This is a genomic window from Streptomyces sp. NPDC013157, from assembly GCF_042899865.1.
GTDB lineage: Bacteria > Actinomycetota > Actinomycetes > Streptomycetales > Streptomycetaceae > Streptomyces.
Genome location: NZ_JBIBAK010000027.1, coordinates 88018 through 110115 on the forward strand (window position 1 = coordinate 88018; position 22098 = coordinate 110115).

The following is a 22098-nucleotide window of genomic DNA, read 5'->3' on the forward strand; positions in this document are numbered from 1 at the left end:
GCCTGGGCCGGTGCGACGGCTCGCGGGTGGCCGGCCGTCAGTGTGGAGCGGCGGCCAGCCGGTGGATCGCGGCGAGCGGGACCGGCAGCCGGTCGGGGCGCAGCCGGGACTCGTACACGGCCTCGTAGACGGCCTTGTCCGCCTCGAAGGCGCGCAGGAGTACGGGGTGGCAGTCCGGGTCCTCGTGGCCGGCGGCCGCGTACCCGGCGACGAACGCGCGCCGGTTGCGCACCGCCCACGCGGAGGCGCGCCGGCGCCGCCGCAGCCGGGCCGCCGGCGAGGTCTCCGCCGGGTCGCCGTCCTCGACGGCGGCGAGCCCGGTACGGGCCGCGTAGTCGAAGGAGCGGAGCATGCCGGCGACGTCCTTCAGCACCGGCTGCGGGCGGGCCCGTTCTGCGGCGGGCTGGGCCGGCTCGCCCTCGAAGTCCACGATCCGCCAGCCGTCGTGGGCCCGGAGCGCCTGCCCCAGGTGCAGGTCGCCGTGGGTGCGCTGGACGTAGAGCGGGCAGCCGCGCCCGGCCACCCGGGCGCAGTCGTCGAAGAGGGCGCCGAGCCGTGCGGTGTACCGGGCGAGGGCCGGGACCTCCTCGGCGGCCTCCTTGAGACGCATGGTCATCCGGGCCGTCTCCTCGGCCACGTCCGCCGCGGTCAGCCGGGTCCGCCCGAACGCCTCGGCCAGCGCGCCGTGCACGTCGGCGACGGCCCGGCCCAGGGCGGCCGCGTCCGCGGTGAAGCCGCCGCCGGCCGGTCCGCCGCGGCCGGTGCCGGCCACGGAGCCGGTGGCCTGCCGTACCGCCTCCGCCCAGCCCTCCCGGGCGTCCGGCAGGAACTCCTCGACGAGGCCCAGCACCAGGCCCTCCGCGCCGGGGGCGTCGCTGTGCACCGCTCCGTAGAGGTGGGGGGTGCGGGCGCAGTCCTGGCCGGTGAGCGCCCGCAGGGCCTCGACCTCGGTGTGCGGTCCCGGCTCCGGGCGGCGGAAGATCTTCAGCAGGACCCGGTCGCCGTAGGCCACGGAGGTGTTGCTCTGCTCCACCTGGAGCGGGCGGGGCACCAGGCCGACGGGCAGCGGATAGCGGGAGCTGCGCTCCAGGCGCGGCCCGTGCTCGGCGCCGCCGCCCGCCAGGGTGCGCAGCAGCAGGGCGAGCACGGTGCCGTCGGCCAGCGCGTCGTAGACCCGCCAGCCCCGCCAGGGGCCGGCCGGCACGGTGGCGATCGCGGCGGGGGCCAGCCGGTCGGGCAGGTCCGGACGCAGGCCCAGCAGGAGCTGGACGCGCAGCGGTCCGGCGGCGCCGTCCGCCGAGACCACGGCGTGCAGCAGCAGCGGGGGTTCGTCGCCGACCACCGAGGCCGCCTCGGCGGTCAGCGGGGCCCCGGCGTAGCGGGTGTCGAACCAGCGGCGGCCCGCCATCCACGGCCCGAGCGCGGGCAGCAGCGGCTGCAGGATCTCCGCCCTCGCCGCCGTACTCGCCGCCGTACTCGTCTCCGTCCTCGTGCCCGTCCTCATGACGCCTCCTCGGTCGTCAGTACGTGCGCGACCTGGTGGGCCGGGTCGAGGCGCACGTAGGTGGACTCGCCCCAGGCGTAGGCGGCTCCGGTGAGTTCGTCGCGGAGCTTGAGCGTGCCGTCGACGGGCAGGCCGAGGGCCGCCAGGTCGCAGGTCACGGTGGCCTCCTGGGTCCGGTGCGGATCCAGGTTGACGACGACCAGCACCACGTCGGTGCCGCCCTGGGGCAGCTCCACGTGCTTGGAGTAGGCGAGGATCTGGTCGTTGTCGGTGTGCTGGAGCCGCAGGTTGCGCAGTTCCTGGAGGGCCGGACGGGTCCGGCGGAGCCGGTTGAGCAGGGTGATCAGCGGGGCGATGGTCCGCCCCCCGGCCTCGGCGGCCGCCCAGTCGCGCGGCCGCAACTGGTACTTCTCCGAGGCGAGGTAGTCCTCGGTGCCCTCGGCCAGCGGGGTGTTCTCGCACAGCTCGTACCCGGCGTACACCCCCCAGCTGGGCGCGGCGGTCGCCGCCAGCACGGCCCGGACCTCGAAGGCGGCCCGGCCGCCGTGCTGAAGGTAGGCGTGCAGGATGTCCGGGGTGTTCACGAACAGGTTGGGCCGCAGGAAGTCGGCGCTGTCCCGGGAGAGTTCGGGCAGGTACTCGGTCAGTTCCCGCTTGGTGTTCTTCCAGGTGAAGTAGGTGTACGACTGCTGGAAGCCGGCCTGGGCCAGGGCGTGCACCATGGCCCGCCGGGTGAACGCCTCGGCCAGGAAGACCACGTCCGGGTCGCCGGCGTTGACCTCGGCGATCAGCCGCTCCCAGAAGTGCACCGGTTTGGTGTGCGGGTTGTCGACGCGGAAGATCCGGACGCCCTGTGCCGTCCAGTGCCGCAGGACGCGCAGCGCCTCGGCGTACAGGCCCTCGAAGTCGGTGTCGAAGTCGAGGGGGTGGATGTCCTCGTAGGTCTTGGGCGGGTTCTCGGCGTAGGCGACCGAGCCGTCCACCCGGTGGTGGAACCACTCGGGATGCGCGGTCACCCACGGGTGGTCCGGGGAGCATTGGAGGGCGAAGTCGATCGCCACCTCCAGGCCGAGGCCCCGGGCTGCGGTGACGAAGTACCGGAAGTCCTCCAGGGTGCCGAGGTCGGGGTGGATCGCGTCGTGGCCGCCCTGCCAGGAGCCGATGGCCCAGGGCGAGCCGACGTCGTCGGGGCCCGCGACGAGCGTGTTGTCCCGGCCCTTGCGATGGGTGGCGCCGATCGGGTGGACGGGCGGCAGGTACACCACGTCGAAGCCCATCGCGGCGACGGCGGGCAGCCGGGCGGCGGCGGTCCGCAGGGTGCCGCTCACCGTCCGCCCGTCCGCCGTCACGACCGCGCCCTCCGAGCGCGGGAACAGCTCGTACCAGGACCCCACCAGGGCCCGCCGCCGCTCCACGCGCAGCGGCAACGGCCGGGAGGCGGTGACCAGTTCGCGCAGTGCGTAGCGGCCCAGGGCCGCCGTCACCCGGGGGTTGGTGACGGCCGCCAGCCGGGCCGAGGCCGGGCCAAGGGTGTCGCGGAGCGCGGCGACCGCGGCCCGGACCTCCTCCCGCCGGCCCCAGTCGGTGATGTCGTTGTCCCCGTGTGCCGCCCGTTCGTGCAGCAGCACGCCCTCGCGCAGGGTGAGTTCGGTGTCGACGCCGGCCGCGGTCTTCAGCGCGGCGTCCCGGCGCCAGGTGGCCAGGGGGTCGGCCCAGGCCTCGACCCGGAAGGTCCACAGGCCCTCGGCGTCGGGGACCACGGTGGCGCTCCAGCGGTCGGCGTCCGCGTCGACGAGGGTCATCGGCACCCGCCGGGCCGGGGCTCCCCCGGGGCCGCGCAGGACCACGTCCGCGGCGATCACGCCGTGGCCCTCGCGGAAGACGGTGGCCGTGATGTCGAGGTGCTCGCCGGTCACGGCCTTGGCGGGCAGTTCCCCGTCCCGCACCCGGGGGCGGACGTCGAGGACGGGGATGCGCCCGGTCACCGGTGTCATGATGATCGCTCCTCTCCCCGTTCCCGTCCCGTCAGCCCTGCCCGGCCTGGCCGGCCCGGGCGGTCGGGACGGGCTCGGCGGGCTGACGGTCGGCGAGCAGGTCGATGATGGTGCGGGCGAAGACGTGGCAGTGGTTGCCGGTACGGCCGGTGACCAGGTCGTCGTGGACGACGACGTCCTGGTCGACGTACTCGCCGCCCATGTTCCGCAGGTCCCCCAGCAGGTTGTTGTGCACCACCGCGCGCCGCCCGCGCATCAGGTTCGGGACGGGCGCGGCGAGCCACATGCCGTGGCAGATGATGCCCTTGACGATCGCCGGGTCGGCGAACGCGCGGCGCAGGAACTGCGAGGCGGGCGGCAGCCGGTCGGGGTCCTCGGTGTAGCGGAGGCGGTCGGAGACCATCCCGGAGGGGACGATCACCGCCGAGTACTCCTTCAGTGCGAACTCGTCGAGGTCCTCGAAGGACTCGGTGACCTCGAAGGGCATGCGGTGCTCGTGCCCCTGGAAGGTCATGCCCTCGTTGCCCCAGAGCCGGGTCAGGAAGTGGACCTCGGCGCCCTCCTCGGGGAAGCGGTAGCGGTAGTAGAGGATCTCGGGCTCGTAGAAGTCGCTCTCCATCAGGACGGCGATCTTGTGTCCGTTCAGTCGCACGGCGGTCACCCCTTTCCCTTGGCCGTCACCAGGTCGACGAGGAACGGCCCGTGGTGGGCGAGGGCCTGGGCCACCGCGCCCTCGGCCTGGCCGGGCTTCTCCACCCGTACGGCGGCCACGCCGAGGGAGCGGGCGAGGCCCGTGAAGTCGATGGGCGGGTGGGAGAGGTCGAACATGCCGGGCTGTTCGTGGGCCGGTATGCCGGTCTCCCGCCAGTACTCCTCGATGTTGTCCTCCAGCAGCCGGTAGCTGCCGTTGTTGCAGATCACGAACTTGGTGGGCAGGCCGTGCCGGGCGGCCGTCCACAGCGCCTGGAAGGTGTACATGCTGCCGCCGTCGCCGGTGAAGCCGACCACCGTGCGGTCGGGGTGGGCGAGCTGGGCGCCGAGCGCGCCGGGCAGGCCGACGCCGAGGGAGCCGCCCCGGGTCTGCATCCACCGGCCGGGCACGGTGGGCGGCAGGTGGCGGAAGAGCACCGGGGACGCGGTCAGCGCCTCGTCGAACAGCAGGGCGTCCGACGGGAGTTGCCGGGCGAGTTCGCGTGCGAAGGCGGCGGTGGGCACGGACTGCGCCTCGCCCTCGGACAGGTCCCGCTCCCGGGCGCCGGCCAGGGCGTCGGCCCGCTCGGCGGCCCGCACCCGCAGCCGCTCGGTCGCCTCGGCCCGCCGTTCGTCGCCCATCTCCCCGTGCAGCGCGTCGGCGAGCAGCCCGAGGGTGGCCTTCGGGTCGGCCACGATCCCGAGGTCGACCGGGAAGTTCTTCGCGATGGCGTCGGTGTCGAGGTCCACGTGGACCACCGGGGTGCCCTCGGCGAAGACGTCGTACAGGGCCGGGAACACCTCGGGCAGCGCGTAGGTGCCGACGATCAGGACGCCGTCGGCCGCGCCGGTGATCCGCCGGCTCTGTTCGCCGAACATGTGCCCCAACTGGCCCGCGTACGCCGGGTGCTGGACGGAGAGGTTGACCTCGGCCCAGTCGGCGCCGTACACGTCGGCGCCCCACACCTCGGCGAGGCGGGCCAGTTCGGCCTGTGCGCCCGCGAAGTGCACGCCGTCGCCCGCCACGATCAGCGGGCGGCGGGCCCCGGCGAGCAGCGCGGCGGCCCGGGCGACGGTGTCCGGGGCGGGGAGGCTGCGGGTGTCCGGGTAACTGACCGGAACGACCGCCTCCCGGGTGCCGGCGTCCATCACGTCGGCCGGCAGCACCACCAGGACCGGCCCGTACGGCGGGGTTCCAGCCACTTTGAAGGCGCGGCGCAGCACGCGCAGCGTGGAGTCGGGGTCGAGCACCCGGGTCGCCCACTTGGTGACCGGCTCCGCCATACCGACCAGGTCGGCCGCCATCTGGGCGTCCAGTCCGGCGTACCGCAGCCCGGCCTCGCCGACCAGGGTGACGATCGGGGCGTGGCCGCGCATGGCCTGGTAGAGCATGCCGATGCCGTTGCCGAGGCCGACCCCGGAGTGCAGCTGCAGGACCGCCGGGGTGCGGGTGGCGCGGGCGTGGCCGTCCGCCATGCCGACGGCGGTGGCCTCCTGCAGGGCCAGGACGTACTGGATCGAGGGGAAGGAGCGCAGTTCGTCGAGGAACCCCTGCTCGACCGTGCCGGGGTTGCCGAACATGTACCGGACGCCTTCGGCCTCCAGTTGCTCCAGGAGCGCGACGCGCGCGGGCCTGCTGTCCATGCTGGTCACCTCTCGGACCTTTCGCGGGACGGATGTCAGGACGTCAGGAGGTCCTGAACCCCCACTGACGCAGGCCCTGTTCGAGGACCTCGACGGTCTTCTGGCCGGTCAGGTAGGAGTCCGGGGTCGAACGGCCCGTGATGAACGGGTAGTCGACGATGACCGAGGTCTCCTTGCCGAAGTTGCCGTGGTAGGCGCCGCCGGGCGCGGTGGCGTCGCGCAGGATGTACTCCAGCGGGTACGGCGGCGGGCCCATCACGAAGTCGGTGCCGAGGAACCCGGTGCCGTCCTTGTAGTCGTACTCGATGCAGTGCCCGGTGACGTGCTTGCCCCGGATGATGGACGTCCGGGTCTCCTGGTCGCGGGCGAAAGCCAGGCAGGCGACGCCGTAGCACTCGGCGGCGATCGGCCGGTCCAGCTCGCGGAAGGCGAGGATCAGGTCGTGCACCCGCCAGTTGTTGGCGAGGTCGACGATGGGTCCGCTGCCGCCGACGATCAGCAGCGCGTCGTAGCGGTCGGCGATCTGCCGGCGGATCTGCTCCAGGCGGCTGTGGTAGCCCTCCCAGTCGCGCAGGAAGTACGGCCGGGAGCGGTAGGGCCGGTCGGGCAGCCAGGACGCGAGGTCGAGGGGGTTGTCGAGCCGGTCCGACTCCTCGACGGCCCGTACCTTGGCCGCCATCTCGGGCGTGGTGACGGACCGGCCGAGCGGCGGGTCGACGTACTCGGGGTCCATGCTCGGCGGCAGCGCCTGGGGCCGCTTGCCGGTGGGGGTGGCGAAGGTGACGTGGTAGCCGGCCTGGTCGAAGGTCTCCAGGGGGCCGATCAACTCCTCGCCCCAGTAGCCGTGTTCGGAGAGAACGACGAGGATGCGCCTGCTCATGGGATTCCTCCCGGTTTCGGCGGGACGGTGCCAAGTGGCGGATTCCTGTCTACGGCGGGGCACTTCGTCCGGACCATCGCCGCCACCCGTGCTCACGGCACATGCCCAAGTGGCCGAATGCACTACGGCATGTTGTGGCCAACGCCTGCGGGCCGGTCGCTACCGGACGGTACGGCCGTCCCGGCAGGCGAGTTGCCCGAGCCGGAGCCGCGACTTCGCACAGTGCGCCCCCGTGTCCTGGCGCGGAGCGCGCGGGGCGCCCCGGCTGTGGGGTCATCGGACGCGTATCGCTCCCGGTTCCCGGGGGCGGGACCCCGATGAGCGGAGACATCCATGTCCACCGAACAGACCGGCTCCGACCGGGAGATCGAGGAGTTCGTGCAGCGCTGGTTCGGCCTGCTCAACGTGCACGCCCCGGTCGCGGAGCTGCTGCCCTTCGTCGCCGACGAGGGCCTGGAGATGGCCTTCCCGGAACGCACCCTGCACAGCCACGCGGACTTCCTCGACTGGTACGCGGCCGTCGGTGAGGCCTACAGCGAGCAGGACCACACCGTGGAGAAGCTCGTCCACCAGGAGGACGGCCCGCGGATCGGCATCGACCTGACCGTCGTCTGGACGGCGAAGTCCACCGCCGACGGCACCGTGTCCTCGTTCCGGATCAACCAGCAGTGGCGGCTCGAACGCCCCGCGCAGGGCGCCGCCCCGGTGATCGTCGACTACCAGGTCGGCGAGCCGGCCGCCCTCTGACCCCGTCACCGTTTGGAGGCTGTCATGCCGTCGAATCCGACTCCCCCGGTGCCACAGGGCGCCGACTACGTGGTGGTCGGCGCGGGTTCCGCCGGCTGCGCCGTCGCCGCCCGGCTCAGCGCGGACCCGTCCGTGACCGTGATCCTGCTGGAGGCCGGCGGCCCGGACGTACGCCCGGAGATCCACCACGCCGACGCCGCCTCGGTCCTCTCCCTGCTCACCGCCGACTGGCGCGGCGAGATCGACTGGGGCTACGTCACCGAACCCGAGGCCGGCATGGACGGCCGCCGCGTCCCGGTGGCCCGCGGCAAGGTCCTCGGCGGGTGCAGTTCCGTCAACGCCCTGATGTGGGTGCGCGGCAGCCGCCACGACTACGACCGCTGGGTCACCGAGGGCGCGACCGGCTGGTCCTACGACGAGGTCCTGCCGTACTTCCGTGCCGCCGAGAGCTACTCCGGCGGCGGCTCCGAGCTGCGCGGGGCCGACGGCCCGGTCCGGGTACGGCAGTTGGACAATCCGTCCCCGCTGGCGTCCGCCTTCGTGGCGGCGGCCGGTGAGCTCGGCCACGACGCCGCGAGCGACGGCGACTACAACGGCGCCCGGCAGGACGGGTTCGGCTTCCTGTACCAGACCAACCGCGACGACGCGGGCGGGCGGTGCAGCGCCGCCGACGCCTATCTGCGCCCGGCCCTGGACCGGCCCAACCTGACCGTGGTGACCGGCGCCCGCACCACCCGGCTGCTCCTCGACGGGGACCGGGTCACCGGCGTCGAGTACGTCCTGGGCGGCGCCCCGGCCCGGATCCGCGCCGAGCGCGAGGTCATCGTGTCCGCCGGGGCGTTCGAGTCGCCGAAGCTCCTGATGCTGTCCGGCATCGGCCCCGCCGACCACCTCAGGGAGCACGGCATCCACTGCGTGCGGGACCTGCCGGGCGTGGGCGCCGGGCTCCAGGACCACCTCTTCACCCCGGTCTGCTACCAGTCCCTCCAGGAACACCCGCCCGGCGCGCTGCTCTCCGAGGCCGGGCTGTTCACCCACACCCCGGCCGCCGACCCGGACGGCCCGCCCGACCTGCAGTTCACCTTCGGCCCGGTCAAGTTCCTGCCGGCCGGCGCGCCCGCCGACCAGTGGGAGGGCCCCGGCCTCACCTTCGCCCCGATCGCCGTGCTCCCGCACAGCCGCGGCCGGGTCCGGCTGCGCGACGCCGACCCCGAGTCCAACGCGGTGATCAGCGCCGGCTACCTCACCTCGGCGGCCGACCTGGACGTCCTGGCGTACGGGGTCGAGCTGGCCCGCGAACTCGCCGCCACCCGGGCCTTCGACGCCTTCCGCGGCGACGAACTCGGCCCCGGCAAGGACGTCACCACCCCGGCCGAGCTGCGCGCCTACGTCGCCGCCAACGCCACCACCCTGTGGCACCCGGCCGGCACCTGCCGGATGGGCAGCGGCCCGGACGCCGTCACCGACCCCGAGCTGCGCGTCCACGGCATCCGGGGCCTCCGGGTCGCCGACGCCTCCGTGATGCCGTCCATCGTGGCCGGCAACACCCACGCACCCAGCGTCATGATCGGCGAGCGCGCGGCGGCGTTCGCCCTCGGCACCTCCCAGCCGCTTCCGACCGCCGCCCGACCCAGCGAGGGGATGCACCATGTCCACCCGTGACCAGCAGGACATCCAGAAGCTCTACGGGCGCTTCCTCGACGCGCTGAACGCCGGCGACCTGCAAGGCGTCCGTGCCGTGCTCAGCCCCGACTTCACCGACCACCACCCCGGCTTCGACATCAGCGGCATCGACTCCTACCTGGACGCGGTGCGCGGCGCGCACGAGTCGCTCGACCTCAAGGGCGAGCTGGAGGAGGGCGCGCCGCTCGGCGACGACCGGATCGTCACCCGGGTCAAGCTCACCGGCACCCACCTCGGCGACGTGCTCGGCCTCCCGGCCACCGGCCGCAAGGTCGAGTGGTCCACCACCGAGATCTGGCGGGCCGAGAACGGCCTGTTCGCCGAGCGCTGGGCCCAGGACGACCTGCTCGGCCTGCGCGCCCAGCTGTCCTCCGACGACCTGAACTACACCGTGGTCCGGCAGGTCAGCGACGCCGTCAACGAGCGCCGCTACGACGACCTCGACGAGCTGTTCGGGCCCACGTTCAAGGACAACAACCCGGCCTGGAGCGTCGAGAGCCTCGACGAGCTCAAGGTGATCATCAAGGGCGCGCACGACGCGCTGGACATGCGCGTGCACCTCGACGCCCTGTACCCGGCCGCCCCGGACAAGGTGATCATGCACATCACCTTCCACGGCCGGCACATCGCGCCCTTCTTCGGCAAGGAGCCGACCGGCAAGGAGGTCTCCTGGACCAGCCTGGAGGTCTACCGCCTGGAGGACGGCAAGGTCGTCGAGCGCTGGGTCCAGGCCGACACCGCGGGCCTGATGCGCCAGCTCGGCGTGGACCTCCCCTGACCCCACGACAGGCACGCAGGAAAGGACGGGCGCATGAGCACCCGAGAAGTGGTCGACACGTACTACCGGCTGGCCAACGAGGGGGACTGGGACGCCTGGTGCGACCTGTTCGCCATCGACCAGACCATGGACGAGCAGCTGGCCGGGCACGTCGAGGGACGCGAGACGCTCCGGGAGATGATGAAGGGCTTCCCGCAGATGTACGCCTCCTTCGCCAACGTCCCCCGCCTCGTGGTCGTGGACGGCGAGCAGGCCGCGGTGGTCTCCGACATCACCGCCCGCACCCCGGACGGCATCGCGGTCGAGGCCGTGGTGTGCAACTACTTCCGGGTACGCGGCGGGCTGATCACCTACATGACGAACGTCCACGACACCGTGCCGTTCGCCCCGGTCACCGGGAAGTGACGGCCGTGACGACCGCCGCCCCGAACGGCCTGCGCTGGGCGCACGTGGGCCTCAACTGCCGTGACCAGAAGGCCACCGAGGACTTCTACACCCGGCACTTCGGCTTCCGCCGCGCCCGGGTCGTGGAGGCCGACGGCGCCCGCGTGGTCTTCCTGCGCAACGGCCCGGCCTGCCTGGAGCTGTTCGCGACCGACGCGGAGCCGCTGGTGACCGCCGCGAAGGACGGCCCGGACAGCCCCGGCACCGCCCGCCACCTCGCCTTCCAGGTCGACGACGTGGACGCGTTCCTCGCCGCCGCCCAGGGCGAGCTGGAGCCGACGCTCGGGCCGCTGACGTTCGACGAGTTCATCCCCGGCTGGAAGACGGTCTGGGTCTCCGACCCGGACGGCGTCGTGGTGGAGGTCAGCCAGGGATACACCGACCAGTCCACCGAAGAACTGGCAACGTACGCCTGACAGGAGAGTTCCCCACATGAAGGCCGTTCCCGAGCAGACCATTCTCATCACCGGCGCGACCGACGGTCTCGGCCGCGCGGTCGCCCGTGAACTCGCCGCGCAGGGCGCCTCGCTGATCCTGCACGGCCGCAGTGCGTCCAAGGGCGCGGACCTGCTGGCCGAGCTGCGCGCAGCCGGCGCCACCGGCCGGCTCAGCTACGAACTGGCCGACTTCTCCTCGCTGGAGGACATCGGCAAGCTCGCCGAGCGGATCCTCACCACGTACGACCGGCTGGACGTACTGGTGAACAACGCGGGCATCGGCGTCGAGCTGGCCCGCCAGGAGAGCCAGGACGGCCTGGAGCTCACCTTCCAGGTCGACTACCTGGCCGCGTACATCCTCAGCTGCCGGCTCGCCCCGCTGCTGGTGGCCTCGGCCCCGGCCCGCATCATCAACGTGAGCTCCGCGGGCCAGGCGCCGATCGACTTCCGTGACGTGATGCTGGAGCGCAACTGGGACGGCGTACAGGCCTACTGCCAGGCCAAGCTCGCCCAGATCTCGCTCACCTTCGACCTGGCCGAACGGCTGCGCGGCACCGGGGTCACGGCCAACGCGCTGCACCCGGCGTCGTACATGCCGACCAAGATGGTGGTGAACCTGTTCACCCCGCAGAGCACGGTCGCGGACGGCATGCGCAACACCCTGCGGCTGATCACCGACCCGGCGCTGGACGACGTGTCGGGCGTCTACTTCAACCGCTCGACGCGGGCCCGGGCGGGCGCCCAGGCGTACGACGAGGGCGCCCGCGCCCAGCTGCGGAAGCTGAGCGAGTCGCTGACCGGGGTGGCGTTCCCGGCCAGCTTCGGCTGAGCCCCGCCCGCCGCCTCCCCGAACGGGACGAGCCCCCGCCTCACCGCAGCGAGGCGGGGGCTCGCCCATGTCCCCCTTCGTACCTCTTCGTCCCTCTTCCCGGCCGCTAGGGCGCGGTGACGGAGAGACGGTGGTGGAAGACGTTGTGCGGGTCCCAGGCCGCCTTCACGGCCTGCAGGCGGGCCAGGTTTCCCTTGAAGTACAGGCTCTGCCAGGCCACCCCCGAGGTGTTCCAGGCCGGGTCGGCGAGGTCGGTGTCCGGGTAGTTGATGTACGAGCCGTCATTGGTGCCGTTCGGCACCGGCACCCCGCCGGTGTCCGCGTACAGGTCCCGGTAGAGGTTCCGCATCCACGTGACGTGCCGGTCGTCGGAGGCGGCGTCGGGCCAGTACGTCGTGAAGTTGGCCTTCAGGACCGAGTCCCGCTGGGCCAGCGCGGTGGCCGAGGACGCGACGGTGTTGACCTTGCCGCCGTAGGAGTAGAGCAGGATCCCGGCGTGACCGTCGTAGCCGGCGTCGGAGAGGTAGCCGTAGAGCGTCGAGGCCTGCGCGGCGGACCAGCCCCTGCGCAGGTAGGCGCCCTTGGACTTGGTCCGGTTGTACAGGCCGGTGTCGTAGGGGTCCTTGAGCGTGGTCTTCAGCCACGGCCAGGAGGAGCGGACCTCGGCGTACGGCGCCCCGATGCCGCCGGCCACCGCCGTGACGTACGCGTCCAGCAGCGTGGCGGAGTCGGGGAGGGTGCCGTCGATCTGGGTGTTAAGCACGACGGCGCCCTGCACCCGGTTGTAGAGGATGAGCACGCTGTGCAGGCTGTCGTAGGCGGACCCGGCGACGCTGTTGCGGGCGTGCCAGGCCCCGTGGTCCGCGATGAGCGCGGTGAAGGCCGCCTCGGTCAGGTCGCTCCACCTGATGGTGACCGTGGACTTCAGGAGCGTCTTCGGGGGCCTCGGCAGCAGGCCGGCGGGGTCGGCGCCGGTGGCGTCCGGGGAGCGGAACCAGTAGCGGGTCACGATGCCGAAGGTGCCCCCGCCCCCGCCGGTGTGCGCCCACCACAGCTCGCGGTGCGGGTCGTCCGGCTCCCGGGTGGCGACCACCGCGCGGGCGGTGCCGGACGCGTCCACCGTCACCACCTCCACGGCGTACAGGTGGTCCACGACCGCGCCGTGCTGCCGGCACATCGCGCCGTACCCGCCGCCGGTGACGTGCCCGCCGACCCCGACGGTCGGGCAGGTGCCGCCCGGCAGGGCCACGCCCCACTCCAGGTACAGGGTCCGGTAGACGTGCCCGAGGGTCGCGCCGCCCTCGACGAGGAACGCCCGGCGGGCGGGGTCGTACCGGACGGCGTCCATCTCGGACATGTCGACGAGTATCCGTACGTCCGGGTCGTCGACGAGCCCGTCCAGGCAGTGCCCGCCGCCGCGCACCCCGAGCCGTCTGCCGTCGCGCACGGCCTCCTGGACGACGGCCACCACCTGCTCGGTGCTGTGCACGAGCCGCACGGAGTCGGGGGCGGCGGTGAATCTCGCGTTGTAGCCGCGCGAGGTGAGGTCGAGATAGCGGGCGTCGGAGGCGCCGACGGTGACCGCGGCGGGGGTGCCGGCCGTCTGCTCCGCGGCGCGGGCGGGGGCCGGGAGGAGGGCCGCACCGGCCCCGGCGGCGGCCGCCGAACCGAGGAGTCCGCGCCGGCTGAGTCCGGCGGCGGGCCGCCGGTCCGGCCGCTGCTGTCGTGGCTGTCGTGTCACAGGTATCTCCTGAATCGCTGGGAAACGGCTGCCGCCCGGGAGGCGCGGGGCCTCCCGGGCGGCACGGGGGAACCGGCGGACGCGACGGTCAGACGACCTCGTGTCCGCTGACGGTGGTCTCGGGGATCTCGTCGCGGACGTCCCAGTGCTCGACGATCAGTCCCTCGTCGATCCGGAACACCTCCACGACGACCATGCCGCGGTCGTCCGGGTCGCCGCGGAACCGGGTGTGCAGGAAGACCAGGTCTCCTGAGCCGGCCGCACGGCGGATCTCGAACCGGGCCCGCGGGTACTGCTTGTGGAAGCCGTCCACGAACTCGACCAGCGGGGCCCGCCCGTCGGGCAGGTTCGGGTTGTGCTGGATGAGGTCCTCGGCCAGGTACTTGTCGGCCAGTTCGGTCCGCCCCTGGTTCCAGACGGTCTCGATGTACTCCCGAACGAAGTTCACCTGGTGGCTGCTCATGGGGTTCTCCTTGACTGACGGGGGAATATCGCGCCCCAAAGGGGCGCTGGGGGTACCCCCGGCCGAAGGCTGGGGGGAGGAACTGCGCGACCAGCCACGACGGCGCCGCAGCCGACCGACGAGGCATCGCGGCTTTTCAGCTGTGCGCTCAGCTGGTGTGCACGGGAGTGGTCGCAGACCGGTCCGCACCGGCCGCCGCCGAGGCGACCTGCCGAACCGAGGACAAGTGGGCCAGCCCGGCCAGGACGAGGACACCCAGCGCCGCCCACGGAATCGGCCCGGCCCCCAGACCCGGCAGGAGACTGCTGCCGATGAAACTGCCCAGGCTCATGCCCAGGTACAGCGCCGCGGCGTTCATCGCGAGGATCAGCCCCGGCTGCAACGGCACCAGCTCCACCAGCCGGGCCTGCTGCGGCGCCTGGTACATCTGGCTGAAGAACGCCCAGAACGCGAAGAAGACGACCCCGGGCGCGGAGTGCGGGGCGACCAGCAGCAGCACGAAGCCGAGCGCGAGCCCGAGCACCGCGACGCTCACCGTGCGCCCGCCGCCCAGCCGCTCGGCGATCCGCGGCGCGCAGGCGTTGCCCGCCACCCCGATGACGCCGAAGGCGAGCAGGGTCAGCGAGATCAGCCCGCTGGACGCACCGAAGCGGTCCTTCAGGTAGGCGCCCGCGATGCCGTAGACGGTGAACTGGGCGGCCATGAACAGCAGGGTCGTGGTGACCGTGGCGGCCGTGGCCGGGGTGCGCATCGCCTCGCGGTAGGCGCCGACCGTCGGCGGTTCGCCGGCCGGGATCTCCGGCACGAACACCAGGACCGCCACGAAGGAGAGCGCCGACAGCGCGGCCACGCCGAGCAGGGCCGGCCGCCAGCCCAGCGAGCCGCCGAGGAACGAGGCCAGCGGCACGCCGAGCACCGCGGCGGCCGTCATGCCGCCGAACACCGTGGCGAGGGCCCGCTGCCGGCGCTCGGGCGGCACGATCAGCGCCCCGGCCGCCGAGGCGCCGGGCCCGAAGACCGCGGCCCCCATCGCGCCGAGCACCCGGGTGACGGTGAGGAAGCCGTAGTTCGGTGCGACGGCGCCGAGGGCCGCGCCGACGGTGAGCAGGCCGACGCCGACGAGCAGTACCCGCTTGCGGTTCCACCGGCGCAGCAGGATGGGGGCGGTGGGCGCGCAGACCGCGAACGTCAGCGCGAAGACGGTGACCAGGATGCCCACCGTGGCCGGCTGAACGTGCAGGTCGTCGCCGATCGGGCCGTTCAGGCCGACGACCGCCAGCGAGATCGTCCCGAGGCTGAAGTAGCCGAGCGACAGGGAGAGCAGGGCGGGTAAGGCGTTGCGGGACGGCATCAAGCCACCTCCTCTTCCTCTTCGTCATCGGTGCCGGAAAGGCGGGAGCCGGAAAGTTCCATACAGCGAACCTAGGAACGCTCCGCGTCCCGCCGAGCCCGCCCCGGAAGGCCGTGCGGCACTCCCCCAGGTCCGTCGGCCTACTACGTCAGGTCGTCGCGGGGCCGTCATGGGCCGTCGCGGGGCCGCCGTCAGGCCGTGCCGAACGCCCGGTTCCGGAGGATCAGCGGCACCTGCCGCCCGGAGCTGATCAGCCAGTGCTCCACCGCGTTGACCAGCAGGAGCAGCGCGGTGGTGGCGGCGAGGGTGGCCACGGCCGGCAGCCGCCACGCCGGCAGCGCGAGGACGAGCAGGGCGAGACCGCCGTAGAACCGGGTGGCGGACGCGGCGCCGAACATGCGGCGCCGGGTGTAGCAGAACGCCAGCATGAAGAGGGCGGCACCGGACGGCAGCAGGGCGGCGCTCAGGCCGTCCGGGGTGTCCAGGGGATGGCGGACGGTGCGGGTCGCGCCGACGGAGACCAGCAACAGGCCGACGACCAGGACGAGATGGCCGTAGCTGAGCACGTCGCGGACGACGACGGACGGGGTCGGATGGGTGCGCAGGGCGTGTGCGACGGCCGAGGCCACCAGGTGGAAGTAGAGCCACCACAGGGCGCAGCCGACCAGGAAGGCCAGGACGAGGGCGGTCAGTTCGGCCGGGGCGAGCGAGCCGTGGGCGGCGCCGGCGCCGACGGCGAAGACGTTCTCGCCCAGGGCGATCATCACGAACAGGCCGAACCGCTCGGGCAGATGGTTGACGCCGAACGCCAACTGGCGCAGGTGGCCGCTGAGTACGACGGGTGCGGCGATCTCCGCGACGACGGCGCAGGTCCAGCAGACCTCGCGCCAGGGCGCCGGTACGGTCGCGCAGGCGAACAGGACCACGGCGAAGCCGAGTCCGGCCCGGTAGGGGTGGATGGTGTAGAGGGCGCACTCCTTGCGGATCGCCTCCCCGATCAGCAGGCGCAGGGCGAGGTAGCTTCCGGAGTACAGCAGTGCCGCCTCCCGGTCCTCCAGGGCGAGCGGGGCGGCCACGGCCATGCCGTAGACGGCGAGCGCGGTCAGCAGCAGGAACACCCGCTGCAGGTTGGTCTCGTGCACGGCGTTCATCGCCATGACCACGTCCACCCAGGCCCACCAGAGCGGGACCAGCACGAGCAGGCAGGTGCCGAGCACCGGCCAGCTCGGGTGCACGGCCACCGGGTGGGCGACCTGGCCCACGCCGAACGCGAGGACCAGGTCGAAGAAGAGCTCCGCCCAGGTGGTGCGGTCACGCGCCGGAACGGCGGGAGCGGTCGTCGTCGCTGCGGTTGCGTCGGTCATTCCTGTATGGGGGCACGGCCCCGCCCCGGCACCGCCACGCAGTGGAAACCCGGCGGGTACTGCGCGATGTCCCGGCCCCGGATGTCCGAACTCGGCCTCAGAGCAGGTCCAGGGCGTCGAAACCGTAGCTGGGGCTGAGGTAGCCGCCGCCGCCCGCCGAGCCGCTGGCCGCGTCGATGCGCAGGGTGTTGGTGCCGGTCAGCAACTGGGCGGCGGGGATGACGTAGGCGTAGGCGTGGTTGTTGCCGCGGTAACTGCCGACGGTCAGGGTCCGGGTGGAGGGCTCGGTCACGGCGGCGGGGACGGCCGAGGTCCAGGTGTCGTTGACGGTGATCTGGGGGCGGCCGTTCGCCTTGGCGGTGGTGATGCCGATGCGCAGAGTGCGGTCGGCGGCCGCCTGGGCGGCGGTGCGGGTGAAGGAGACGAGCAGTCCCTGGTTGATCTCCTTGAACTGGTAGGCGGGCCAGGCGGAGGCGGTCGAGGCGCCTATCACGTAGGTGCCGGTGGTCCACGCGGCGGCCCGGGAGTCGGAGGGGTGGGCGTAGGTGACGAGGGAGGAGTTCCGGAAGCCGGCCGGGGTGCCGTCCCAGTCGCCGATGCGCCAGACGGCGCTGGCCGTGGACGGGTCGCCGGTGATGGTGATGGTGTGCACGGTGGTGACGGCGCCGGCGGTGACCGTGACGTCCTGGGTGTGCACGGCGAGCTCGCCCTTGTAGACGGTGAGGGTGTACGTGCCGGGGAGGATGCCCTTGACGCCGTACTTGCCGGTGCTCGCGTCCACCCCGGTCGTCGCCGTCTCCCACCTCTCCGCGAGCTTCGGCCTGCCCGAACTCGCCGCCGAGCTGCCCGACACCCTCGGCGAGAGCGACATCCCGGGCTTCAAGGCTGCCTGGCTGGACTACTGCCGCTACTTCAACGCCACCTCGGCCGAGCAGAAGGCCCGCTACGGCGCGAGTTTCAAGGTGAGCCTGGTCCAGGGCCACTCCCGCCTGGACGCGTACGCGGCGAGCCTGACCGGCGAGGCCGCACTGGCCACCCGGGCCTGGAGCAAGTTCGCCGCGAGCGACGGCTACCCGGCCGCGAGCACCCCGTGGACGACCACGAGGACCGACGGCCCCACCGTGCTCAACGCCGGGACGGACGCGACCTGGGTCAGCACCAACTCCACGGCGCTGTACGGTCTCGCGGCCATCGAGGACCTCGCCCTGGCGGGTGACGCACTGAACTGAACGCCGGCCCACCGGGGCGCGGCACCCGGTGGGCTCACCTCAGCCTGTCCACGTAGCGGTCCGTTCCGGGCACCGTCGGGATGAACGGCGCCACGAACTGCACCTCGCCCAGTCCGGACTCCGCCACCGCCGTGTCCAGGCCGGTGAAGTGGGCGTCCCAGCATTCCCTCGGGTCGGTCTCCAGGAACCACAGCAGGGTCAGCCGGGTGTCGACGCCCTCCACCTGTTTCACGTACGTCATCCGGTCACCGGGGAGCGGGGTCGGCCGGAAGACGGTCACCATGGCGGTCGGCGAACCCGTCAGCCTCCTCGGCAGGTGCCGCCCGCGCAACCACTCCACCAGCTCGGCCCGCTGCTCTGCCGAGTCGCTGTCGACGATCTCGACCACCAGCCCCGCGTAGGGATGGTCGAGGGCGTGGAAGTCGCGCGGCCCGGCGGCCCCGTCCCGGTACACGGTCGCCTCGTGGTCCTGGAACGCCGTGAAGACATGGGTCCGGTCCTGGTAGACCCGGGCGTCCCGGTTCAGCCGCCGGTTGATGGCGACCGTCCACTTCATGTGGTCGGCGTACCGGCCGTCGGTGATCCAGTACGTGGAGATGTAGCACCCCGCCGTCACCGGCTGGGCGACGGCGGACTTCTCCGGGTAGCGCAGGAGCTGGAGGTCGCGCGTGGCGACCCAGCGGCGTCCCGCGTACATCCAGGGCATGGCCATCGCGCCCGCGTAGTAGTGGTCGTCCTCGTACCAGCGGTAATTCCGCCGCACCCCTCTGACCTGGGCTTACTGAGGCCGAATCGGCTGTGACCTGCTAGGTCGGGTTGCAGAGGCGATCGGAGGCAGTCAGAGGAAATCGCTCTGATTCGACCCCGGTTCGACCCGGGTCACTCAGAGGCAGTCAGAGGCATCAGCCTCCCGAACTGCTACCTGAATGACCCGAGTTGGCGGGTTCGGATCCGGCGTGGCGACTCTGGCAGACCTCTCGGTCGTCTCCGGTCGAGCCGCGATGGGGACGCCTGCCTCCGACCGGTGCCAGAGCGCACGAAAGCCCCCAGGACGGCAATCCTGGAGGCTTCGCTGGCACCGATTGGAGGTCGGTTCCGGACACCACCGCTGGTTTTAGCGGGCCTTGGTGGCGTCCATGTCCTTGGGACGACCCCAGAATGCCACACCCCACAGCTCACCCGCACTACTCTCTGTCGGCTTCACGTCCGGAATTTCCCCCACCAGAGGCAGTCGCAGGCAGCCACACCACGCTGCAGGGACTCGCCCACCTCCCCAGGCCCGCCGCCGACCTGGTCCTGCTCGGCGACCTCACCGGCCGCTACAGCAGGCTCAGGTCCGACGGCCGCACAGTGACCCTGCGCGGCGACCGCCAGGGCATATCGGAGCACGGTCACCGGATCACCGCGGCAATCGCCTGCCACGTGGCCCGCGCCGGCGGAAGCGTCGACCAGCTGACCCGACTGCTGCTGCACCCCGACCACGAGGGCGGACGCCACGCCCGGCACATTGCCCTGCGCTCCGGGCAGGCGCGTGCGCTGGACTACATCCACAGGGTCTGGGCCAGCGCTGTGCAGACCGTGAGCACCAGCATGGTGCTCGGTTCCCGGGATCACGCCTACGAGGTGCTGGCAGCCCTGCGGGACCGTATCGAGACCACGCCGTGGTGCGGGGAGCGGGCCAGGACCGCGCTGCGGGTTCTGCGAGCACATCTGAACTTCGCCGAGACCGCCGGCGGCCCGCTGCACCACGCCAGCGAGCGGCAAGCCGCCGAGGAGGCCGGGATCTCCCGGACGACCCTGCGGGCCGTCTACGAGACCATCCTCAGGCCCCAGGGCTGGCTGCGGCGCCTGCGGGTGGGACACGGCCGTGAAGGCTCCACCTGGTACCTGGCCCTGGGCAGTCCCCACCGGCACGCGGGCACCGCTGTGCTGTCCCGTTCCCGTACCACTCAGTACCCCCCCGGGCTGGCACTTGAGGAGTGGCCCACCCCTGAGACCGGCGCGACCGCTGACATCGACTCCGCCGTCCTGGCCCGTCTGATGAGCCACGACGCCTTCGCCCACCACGCTCTCGGCAGCGCCGCACTGATGATCATCAGTGCTCTGTGCGCCCGTCCCAGCCAGACCGTCACAGATCTGATCGCCAGTTCCTCGGTCTCCCGCGCCACCACTTACCGCACCCTGCAACGCCTGGCCCGCCACGGTCTCGTTCAGCACCACGGCGAGACCTGGACCCTCAGCCCCCACGCGTTGCCGGGCATCGGCCACTCGCCTACCGCCTCCCAGACCGCTGCAGGCCTGCGGGTCGCCCAGAGCTGGGACGAGATCGCCCAGCAGAGCGGGACAGCGGGCACGGCAGCCCGGCGCAAGGCCCTGCACGCGGACCAACGCGCGGCCTATCGCCAGGCGCTGGAACACCTGGCCGAGCACCGCAGCCGTGCCGTGGTGATCGTGCACGACGGCCGCCAGGTCCTGGTGCCCGCGGTACGGGCGGACGAGATACCCCCGGCCTGGCACGCCCCTGACGGACGCGTCCTCGACCCAGCCACCGGCCGGCCCGCCGAGGGGTGGCGGGTGGCCACGGACGGCCGATTGATCCTCATCGGTCCAGCCGACCAGCGCACCTACGACGAGTTGGCCGCAGCCCACGCCCAAGCCCTCCGTGAATGGGAGTCCGCAGCATGAACCCACCACCCCCGACAATGCCCAAGGGTGAGCCGCCCAGCCCTCAGACGCTGCGGAAGCAGTACGAGGCCGGTGCCACCGTGCAGGAGCTCGTGGCCACCAGCGGCCTGCCTTATGGGACGGTCCTGAACCGGCTGCGTGCGGCCGGAACGGTGATGCGGACGTCGTGGCAGACCCGCCGGATGCGTGAGGGCGTGGAGGCTCGCGCCCGTCTGGCTGCCCGGCTGCGCACCCTCTACGACCAACATGGCGCCACCCTCGACGACCTCGCAGCGGCCGCGGGCAAGTCCAAACCGGCTGCGCGGCGGCTGCTGATCGAGGCAGGCGGGCAGGTGCGCACTACCCGGCAGACGATCCAGATCCGTTCCGCGGCGTCGCGGGCGAAACAGCACAAGCTCGCCCATTGGTTGCGGGTGCGATACGAGGGCGGGGCGACAGTGCCCGCGCTGGCCAAGGACTCCAACTTCTCTACCGCCACCGTCTACCGACTCCTGCGTCAGGCCGGTACACCCATGCGGCCCCAGCACCGTCATGGCCCCGCCCGCCAGCCCAAGGAGCCCTCATGACGACTCGACTGCGGCAGCCCGGCGCGTCCCACAGGCCTCCGCGCAGTGTTCGCGCTGGCCCGCCCGGCCTCATGCGAGCCCGTAGAGCAGCAGGCGCCGTCAGCAATCTCGGCCGCACTGCCTGCAGTACCTGCGGTGCAGCCCGTGCGGTCAGCCGAACCTGTTGCACAGCACGATCTGGGCTACGCAACGTCCACGGCTTCTGGTGCGGCCCCGGCCGGCGAGGTTGCGGTTCGCCCGACAGTTCCTCCTGCGGCAGGCGGTACGGCGTTCCCAGTGAGAACTAATGCTCCAGGGGCTCACCGGGAACAGGACGTGCGATCTCAGGAGCCGCCCAGTGAAGGAACGCCGTATCCTCATGGTCCCGGCCGTCCCAAGGACATTCCCGAGGCCGCCGTCGTTCTCAACCAGCGCATCATTGCGCGGGAGAGCCTTGATTCGTCGGTCCCCGCCGCACTGAGGCTGAAGAAGCGACTCAAGCGCTTCGCGCTGGACAACGAACTCGACCATCTGCCCATCGGCGACATCGTCTCGGTCGCACTGGACGAGTGGCTCACCGCCCGCGGGTTCTGAACCCAACGGCAGTGCACAGGCGGCCGCCTCCGCAGGGACGCGGCCGCCCCTTCTGACTATTCCAATAGCCCATTAGGCGGCTAACTAGTCGCCTAATCGAAACCGACCGGAGCAGCTCTCGTGCCTGATCCCTCCCACTACGCCCGCCGACTGCGTGAAATCGCCGACGCGCTCGACGCTGAGATCCAAGCAACCGACGACGCGCTTACGCCGCACCCGGACACTCTGGAGGTCATCGGCAACCGGCACACGAAACGCGGACAACTCAACTACGCCGTTCCCGAGGTTCTCCAGCTCCAGCGCCGGATCCGCCGCTGTCACGCCGACACCGGCGTACCGCATGGAGACATCGTGGCTCTGGCCGTCGACACCTGGCTCCGCGTAAGGGGCTACCCGCCTCACCCCAAACCGTCAGGGATGGAAGTCGTGTGACCTGCCACCTCACAGTAGAAGCGATCGGGATTCCCGTACTTCATGGTGGCTGGTTGCTTCGCCA

21 protein-coding genes and 1 pseudogene are annotated in these 22098 nt (G+C 72.2%); 11 read left to right on the top strand and 11 right to left on the bottom strand.

Annotation, left to right across the window (positions count from 1 at the left end; all coding sequences use genetic code 11):
• Window positions 1-37: 37 nt before the first annotated feature.
• The 5 genes from ACFY6U_RS48750 to ACFY6U_RS48770 are packed head-to-tail and all read right to left on the bottom strand — an operon-like array spanning window position 38 to window position 6712.
• On the bottom strand, window positions 38-1504 hold the full coding sequence (locus ACFY6U_RS48750; protein ID WP_390049102.1) for a hypothetical protein: 1467 nt from the start codon (window positions 1502-1504) through the stop codon (window positions 38-40).
• Window positions 1501-3498 (bottom strand): alpha-1,4-glucan--maltose-1-phosphate maltosyltransferase, encoded by a 1998-nt coding sequence (locus ACFY6U_RS48755; RefSeq protein ID WP_390049104.1) that lies wholly within the window; start codon window positions 3496-3498, stop codon window positions 1501-1503. Before ACFY6U_RS48755 ends, ACFY6U_RS48750 begins: the two co-directional genes overlap by 4 nt.
• Before the next feature lie 31 nt (window positions 3499-3529).
• Window positions 3530-4150 carry a DJ-1/PfpI family protein gene (locus ACFY6U_RS48760; protein ID WP_390049106.1) on the bottom strand — a complete coding sequence of 207 codons (621 nt, stop codon included), beginning with the start codon at window positions 4148-4150 and terminating at the stop codon, window positions 3530-3532.
• Window positions 4151-4155: 5 nt separating this feature from the next.
• Complete coding sequence (locus tag ACFY6U_RS48765) at window positions 4156-5832, bottom strand: thiamine pyrophosphate-binding protein (RefSeq protein ID WP_390049108.1); 1677 nt, start codon at window positions 5830-5832, stop codon at window positions 4156-4158.
• 43 nt (window positions 5833-5875) lie between these two features.
• Window positions 5876-6712, bottom strand: coding sequence for a type 1 glutamine amidotransferase domain-containing protein (locus tag ACFY6U_RS48770; protein WP_390049110.1), 837 nt, complete (start codon window positions 6710-6712; stop codon window positions 5876-5878).
• Window positions 6713-7045: 333 nt separating this feature from the next.
• Here ACFY6U_RS48770 and ACFY6U_RS48775 point away from each other — a divergent pair, with 333 nt between their 5' ends.
• The 6 genes from ACFY6U_RS48775 to ACFY6U_RS48800 are packed head-to-tail and all read left to right on the top strand — an operon-like array spanning window position 7046 to window position 11630.
• Window positions 7046-7459 (top strand): hypothetical protein, encoded by a 414-nt coding sequence (locus ACFY6U_RS48775; RefSeq protein ID WP_390049112.1) that lies wholly within the window; start codon window positions 7046-7048, stop codon window positions 7457-7459.
• Window positions 7460-7483: 24 nt separating this feature from the next.
• Window positions 7484-9121 (top strand): GMC family oxidoreductase, encoded by a 1638-nt coding sequence (locus tag ACFY6U_RS48780; RefSeq protein WP_390049114.1) that lies wholly within the window; start codon window positions 7484-7486, stop codon window positions 9119-9121.
• Window positions 9108-9920, top strand: coding sequence for an ester cyclase (locus ACFY6U_RS48785; RefSeq protein ID WP_390049116.1), 813 nt, complete (start codon window positions 9108-9110; stop codon window positions 9918-9920). Before ACFY6U_RS48780 ends, ACFY6U_RS48785 begins: the two co-directional genes overlap by 14 nt.
• Window positions 9921-9953: 33 nt before the next feature.
• Window positions 9954-10325 (top strand): nuclear transport factor 2 family protein, encoded by a 372-nt coding sequence (locus tag ACFY6U_RS48790; RefSeq protein WP_351484728.1) that lies wholly within the window; start codon window positions 9954-9956, stop codon window positions 10323-10325.
• Between the two features lie 5 nt (window positions 10326-10330).
• Complete coding sequence (locus ACFY6U_RS48795; protein WP_390049118.1) at window positions 10331-10780, top strand: VOC family protein; 450 nt, start codon at window positions 10331-10333, stop codon at window positions 10778-10780.
• 16 nt (window positions 10781-10796) lie between these two features.
• Window positions 10797-11630, top strand: coding sequence for an SDR family NAD(P)-dependent oxidoreductase (locus ACFY6U_RS48800; protein ID WP_390049120.1), 834 nt, complete (start codon window positions 10797-10799; stop codon window positions 11628-11630).
• Between the two features lie 106 nt (window positions 11631-11736).
• Here the strand turns inward: ACFY6U_RS48800 and ACFY6U_RS48805 are convergent, their stop codons facing one another.
• The 5 genes from ACFY6U_RS48805 to ACFY6U_RS48825 all read right to left on the bottom strand — a co-directional run bounded on the left by ACFY6U_RS48805 (window position 11737) and on the right by ACFY6U_RS48825 (window position 17420).
• A complete protein-coding gene (locus tag ACFY6U_RS48805) occupies window positions 11737-13371 on the bottom strand; it encodes an FAD-binding protein (RefSeq protein ID WP_390049122.1) in 1635 nt (544 codons plus the stop codon).
• A gap of 88 nt (window positions 13372-13459) precedes the next feature.
• Window positions 13460-13834 carry a nuclear transport factor 2 family protein gene (locus ACFY6U_RS48810; RefSeq protein ID WP_089102071.1) on the bottom strand — a complete coding sequence of 125 codons (375 nt, stop codon included), beginning with the start codon at window positions 13832-13834 and terminating at the stop codon, window positions 13460-13462.
• Between the two features lie 148 nt (window positions 13835-13982).
• Complete coding sequence (locus ACFY6U_RS48815; protein WP_390049125.1) at window positions 13983-15185, bottom strand: MFS transporter; 1203 nt, start codon at window positions 15183-15185, stop codon at window positions 13983-13985.
• Window positions 15186-15376: 191 nt separating this feature from the next.
• Window positions 15377-16549, bottom strand: coding sequence for a low temperature requirement protein A (locus ACFY6U_RS48820; protein ID WP_390049127.1), 1173 nt, complete (start codon window positions 16547-16549; stop codon window positions 15377-15379).
• A 97-nt stretch (window positions 16550-16646) separates the two neighbouring features.
• The gene (locus ACFY6U_RS48825) at window positions 16647-17420 is read right to left on the bottom strand and encodes a polysaccharide lyase family protein (protein ID WP_390049129.1); all 774 of its coding nucleotides are present in this window, start codon (window positions 17418-17420) and stop codon (window positions 16647-16649) included.
• Here ACFY6U_RS48825 and ACFY6U_RS48830 point away from each other — a divergent pair.
• Window positions 17320-17778, top strand: a pseudogene (locus ACFY6U_RS48830) (Tat pathway signal sequence domain protein); the annotation flags it as partial. The gene ACFY6U_RS48825 and the pseudogene ACFY6U_RS48830 sit on opposite strands and share 101 nt — an antisense overlap.
• A 34-nt stretch (window positions 17779-17812) precedes the next feature.
• Here the strand turns inward: ACFY6U_RS48830 and ACFY6U_RS48835 are convergent.
• Window positions 17813-18490 (bottom strand): hypothetical protein, encoded by a 678-nt coding sequence (locus ACFY6U_RS48835; protein WP_390049148.1) that lies wholly within the window; start codon window positions 18488-18490, stop codon window positions 17813-17815.
• Between the two features lie 446 nt (window positions 18491-18936).
• Between ACFY6U_RS48835 and ACFY6U_RS48840 the strand changes: the two genes are divergently transcribed.
• The 4 genes from ACFY6U_RS48840 to ACFY6U_RS48855 all read left to right on the top strand — a co-directional run bounded on the left by ACFY6U_RS48840 (window position 18937) and on the right by ACFY6U_RS48855 (window position 22034).
• A complete protein-coding gene (locus ACFY6U_RS48840) occupies window positions 18937-20463 on the top strand; it encodes a helix-turn-helix domain-containing protein (RefSeq protein ID WP_390049131.1) in 1527 nt (508 codons plus the stop codon).
• 17 nt (window positions 20464-20480) lie between these two features.
• Window positions 20481-21029, top strand: coding sequence for a helix-turn-helix domain containing protein (locus tag ACFY6U_RS48845; RefSeq protein ID WP_390049133.1), 549 nt, complete (start codon window positions 20481-20483; stop codon window positions 21027-21029).
• Between the two features lie 315 nt (window positions 21030-21344).
• A complete protein-coding gene (locus ACFY6U_RS48850) occupies window positions 21345-21602 on the top strand; it encodes a hypothetical protein (RefSeq protein WP_390049135.1) in 258 nt (85 codons plus the stop codon).
• A 120-nt stretch (window positions 21603-21722) separates the two neighbouring features.
• Window positions 21723-22034, top strand: a complete 312-nt coding sequence (locus ACFY6U_RS48855) for a hypothetical protein (protein WP_390049137.1) — start codon at window positions 21723-21725, stop codon at window positions 22032-22034.
• Window positions 22035-22098: the final 64 nt, after the last annotated feature.

What these genes read in the sequence shown, in the direction of transcription:
- ACFY6U_RS48810 (WP_089102071.1), bottom strand. Translation starts at nt 13,834, where the DNA reads ATGAGCAGCCACCAGGTGAACTTCGTTCGGGAGTACATCGAGACCGTC.
- ACFY6U_RS48800 (WP_390049120.1), top strand. Translation starts at nt 10,797, where the DNA reads ATGAAGGCCGTTCCCGAGCAGACCATTCTCATCACCGGCGCGACCGAC.
- ACFY6U_RS48770 (WP_390049110.1), bottom strand. Translation starts at nt 6,712, where the DNA reads ATGAGCAGGCGCATCCTCGTCGTTCTCTCCGAACACGGCTACTGGGGC.
- ACFY6U_RS48825 (WP_390049129.1), bottom strand. Translation starts at nt 17,420, where the DNA reads ATGTCGCTCTCGCCGAGGGTGTCGGGCAGCTCGGCGGCGAGTTCGGGC.
- ACFY6U_RS48840 (WP_390049131.1), top strand. Translation starts at nt 18,937, where the DNA reads ATGCCACACCCCACAGCTCACCCGCACTACTCTCTGTCGGCTTCACGT.
- ACFY6U_RS48815 (WP_390049125.1), bottom strand. Translation starts at nt 15,185, where the DNA reads ATGCCGTCCCGCAACGCCTTACCCGCCCTGCTCTCCCTGTCGCTCGGC.
- ACFY6U_RS48790 (WP_351484728.1), top strand. Translation starts at nt 9,954, where the DNA reads ATGAGCACCCGAGAAGTGGTCGACACGTACTACCGGCTGGCCAACGAG.
- ACFY6U_RS48780 (WP_390049114.1), top strand. Translation starts at nt 7,484, where the DNA reads ATGCCGTCGAATCCGACTCCCCCGGTGCCACAGGGCGCCGACTACGTG.
- ACFY6U_RS48835 (WP_390049148.1), bottom strand. Translation starts at nt 18,490, where the DNA reads ATGGCCATGCCCTGGATGTACGCGGGACGCCGCTGGGTCGCCACGCGC.
- ACFY6U_RS48750 (WP_390049102.1), bottom strand. Translation starts at nt 1,504, where the DNA reads ATGAGGACGGGCACGAGGACGGAGACGAGTACGGCGGCGAGTACGGCG.
- ACFY6U_RS48775 (WP_390049112.1), top strand. Translation starts at nt 7,046, where the DNA reads ATGTCCACCGAACAGACCGGCTCCGACCGGGAGATCGAGGAGTTCGTG.
- ACFY6U_RS48785 (WP_390049116.1), top strand. Translation starts at nt 9,108, where the DNA reads ATGTCCACCCGTGACCAGCAGGACATCCAGAAGCTCTACGGGCGCTTC.
- ACFY6U_RS48755 (WP_390049104.1), bottom strand. Translation starts at nt 3,498, where the DNA reads ATGACACCGGTGACCGGGCGCATCCCCGTCCTCGACGTCCGCCCCCGG.
- ACFY6U_RS48765 (WP_390049108.1), bottom strand. Translation starts at nt 5,832, where the DNA reads ATGGACAGCAGGCCCGCGCGCGTCGCGCTCCTGGAGCAACTGGAGGCC.
- ACFY6U_RS48820 (WP_390049127.1), bottom strand. Translation starts at nt 16,549, where the DNA reads ATGACCGACGCAACCGCAGCGACGACGACCGCTCCCGCCGTTCCGGCG.
- ACFY6U_RS48845 (WP_390049133.1), top strand. Translation starts at nt 20,481, where the DNA reads ATGCCCAAGGGTGAGCCGCCCAGCCCTCAGACGCTGCGGAAGCAGTAC.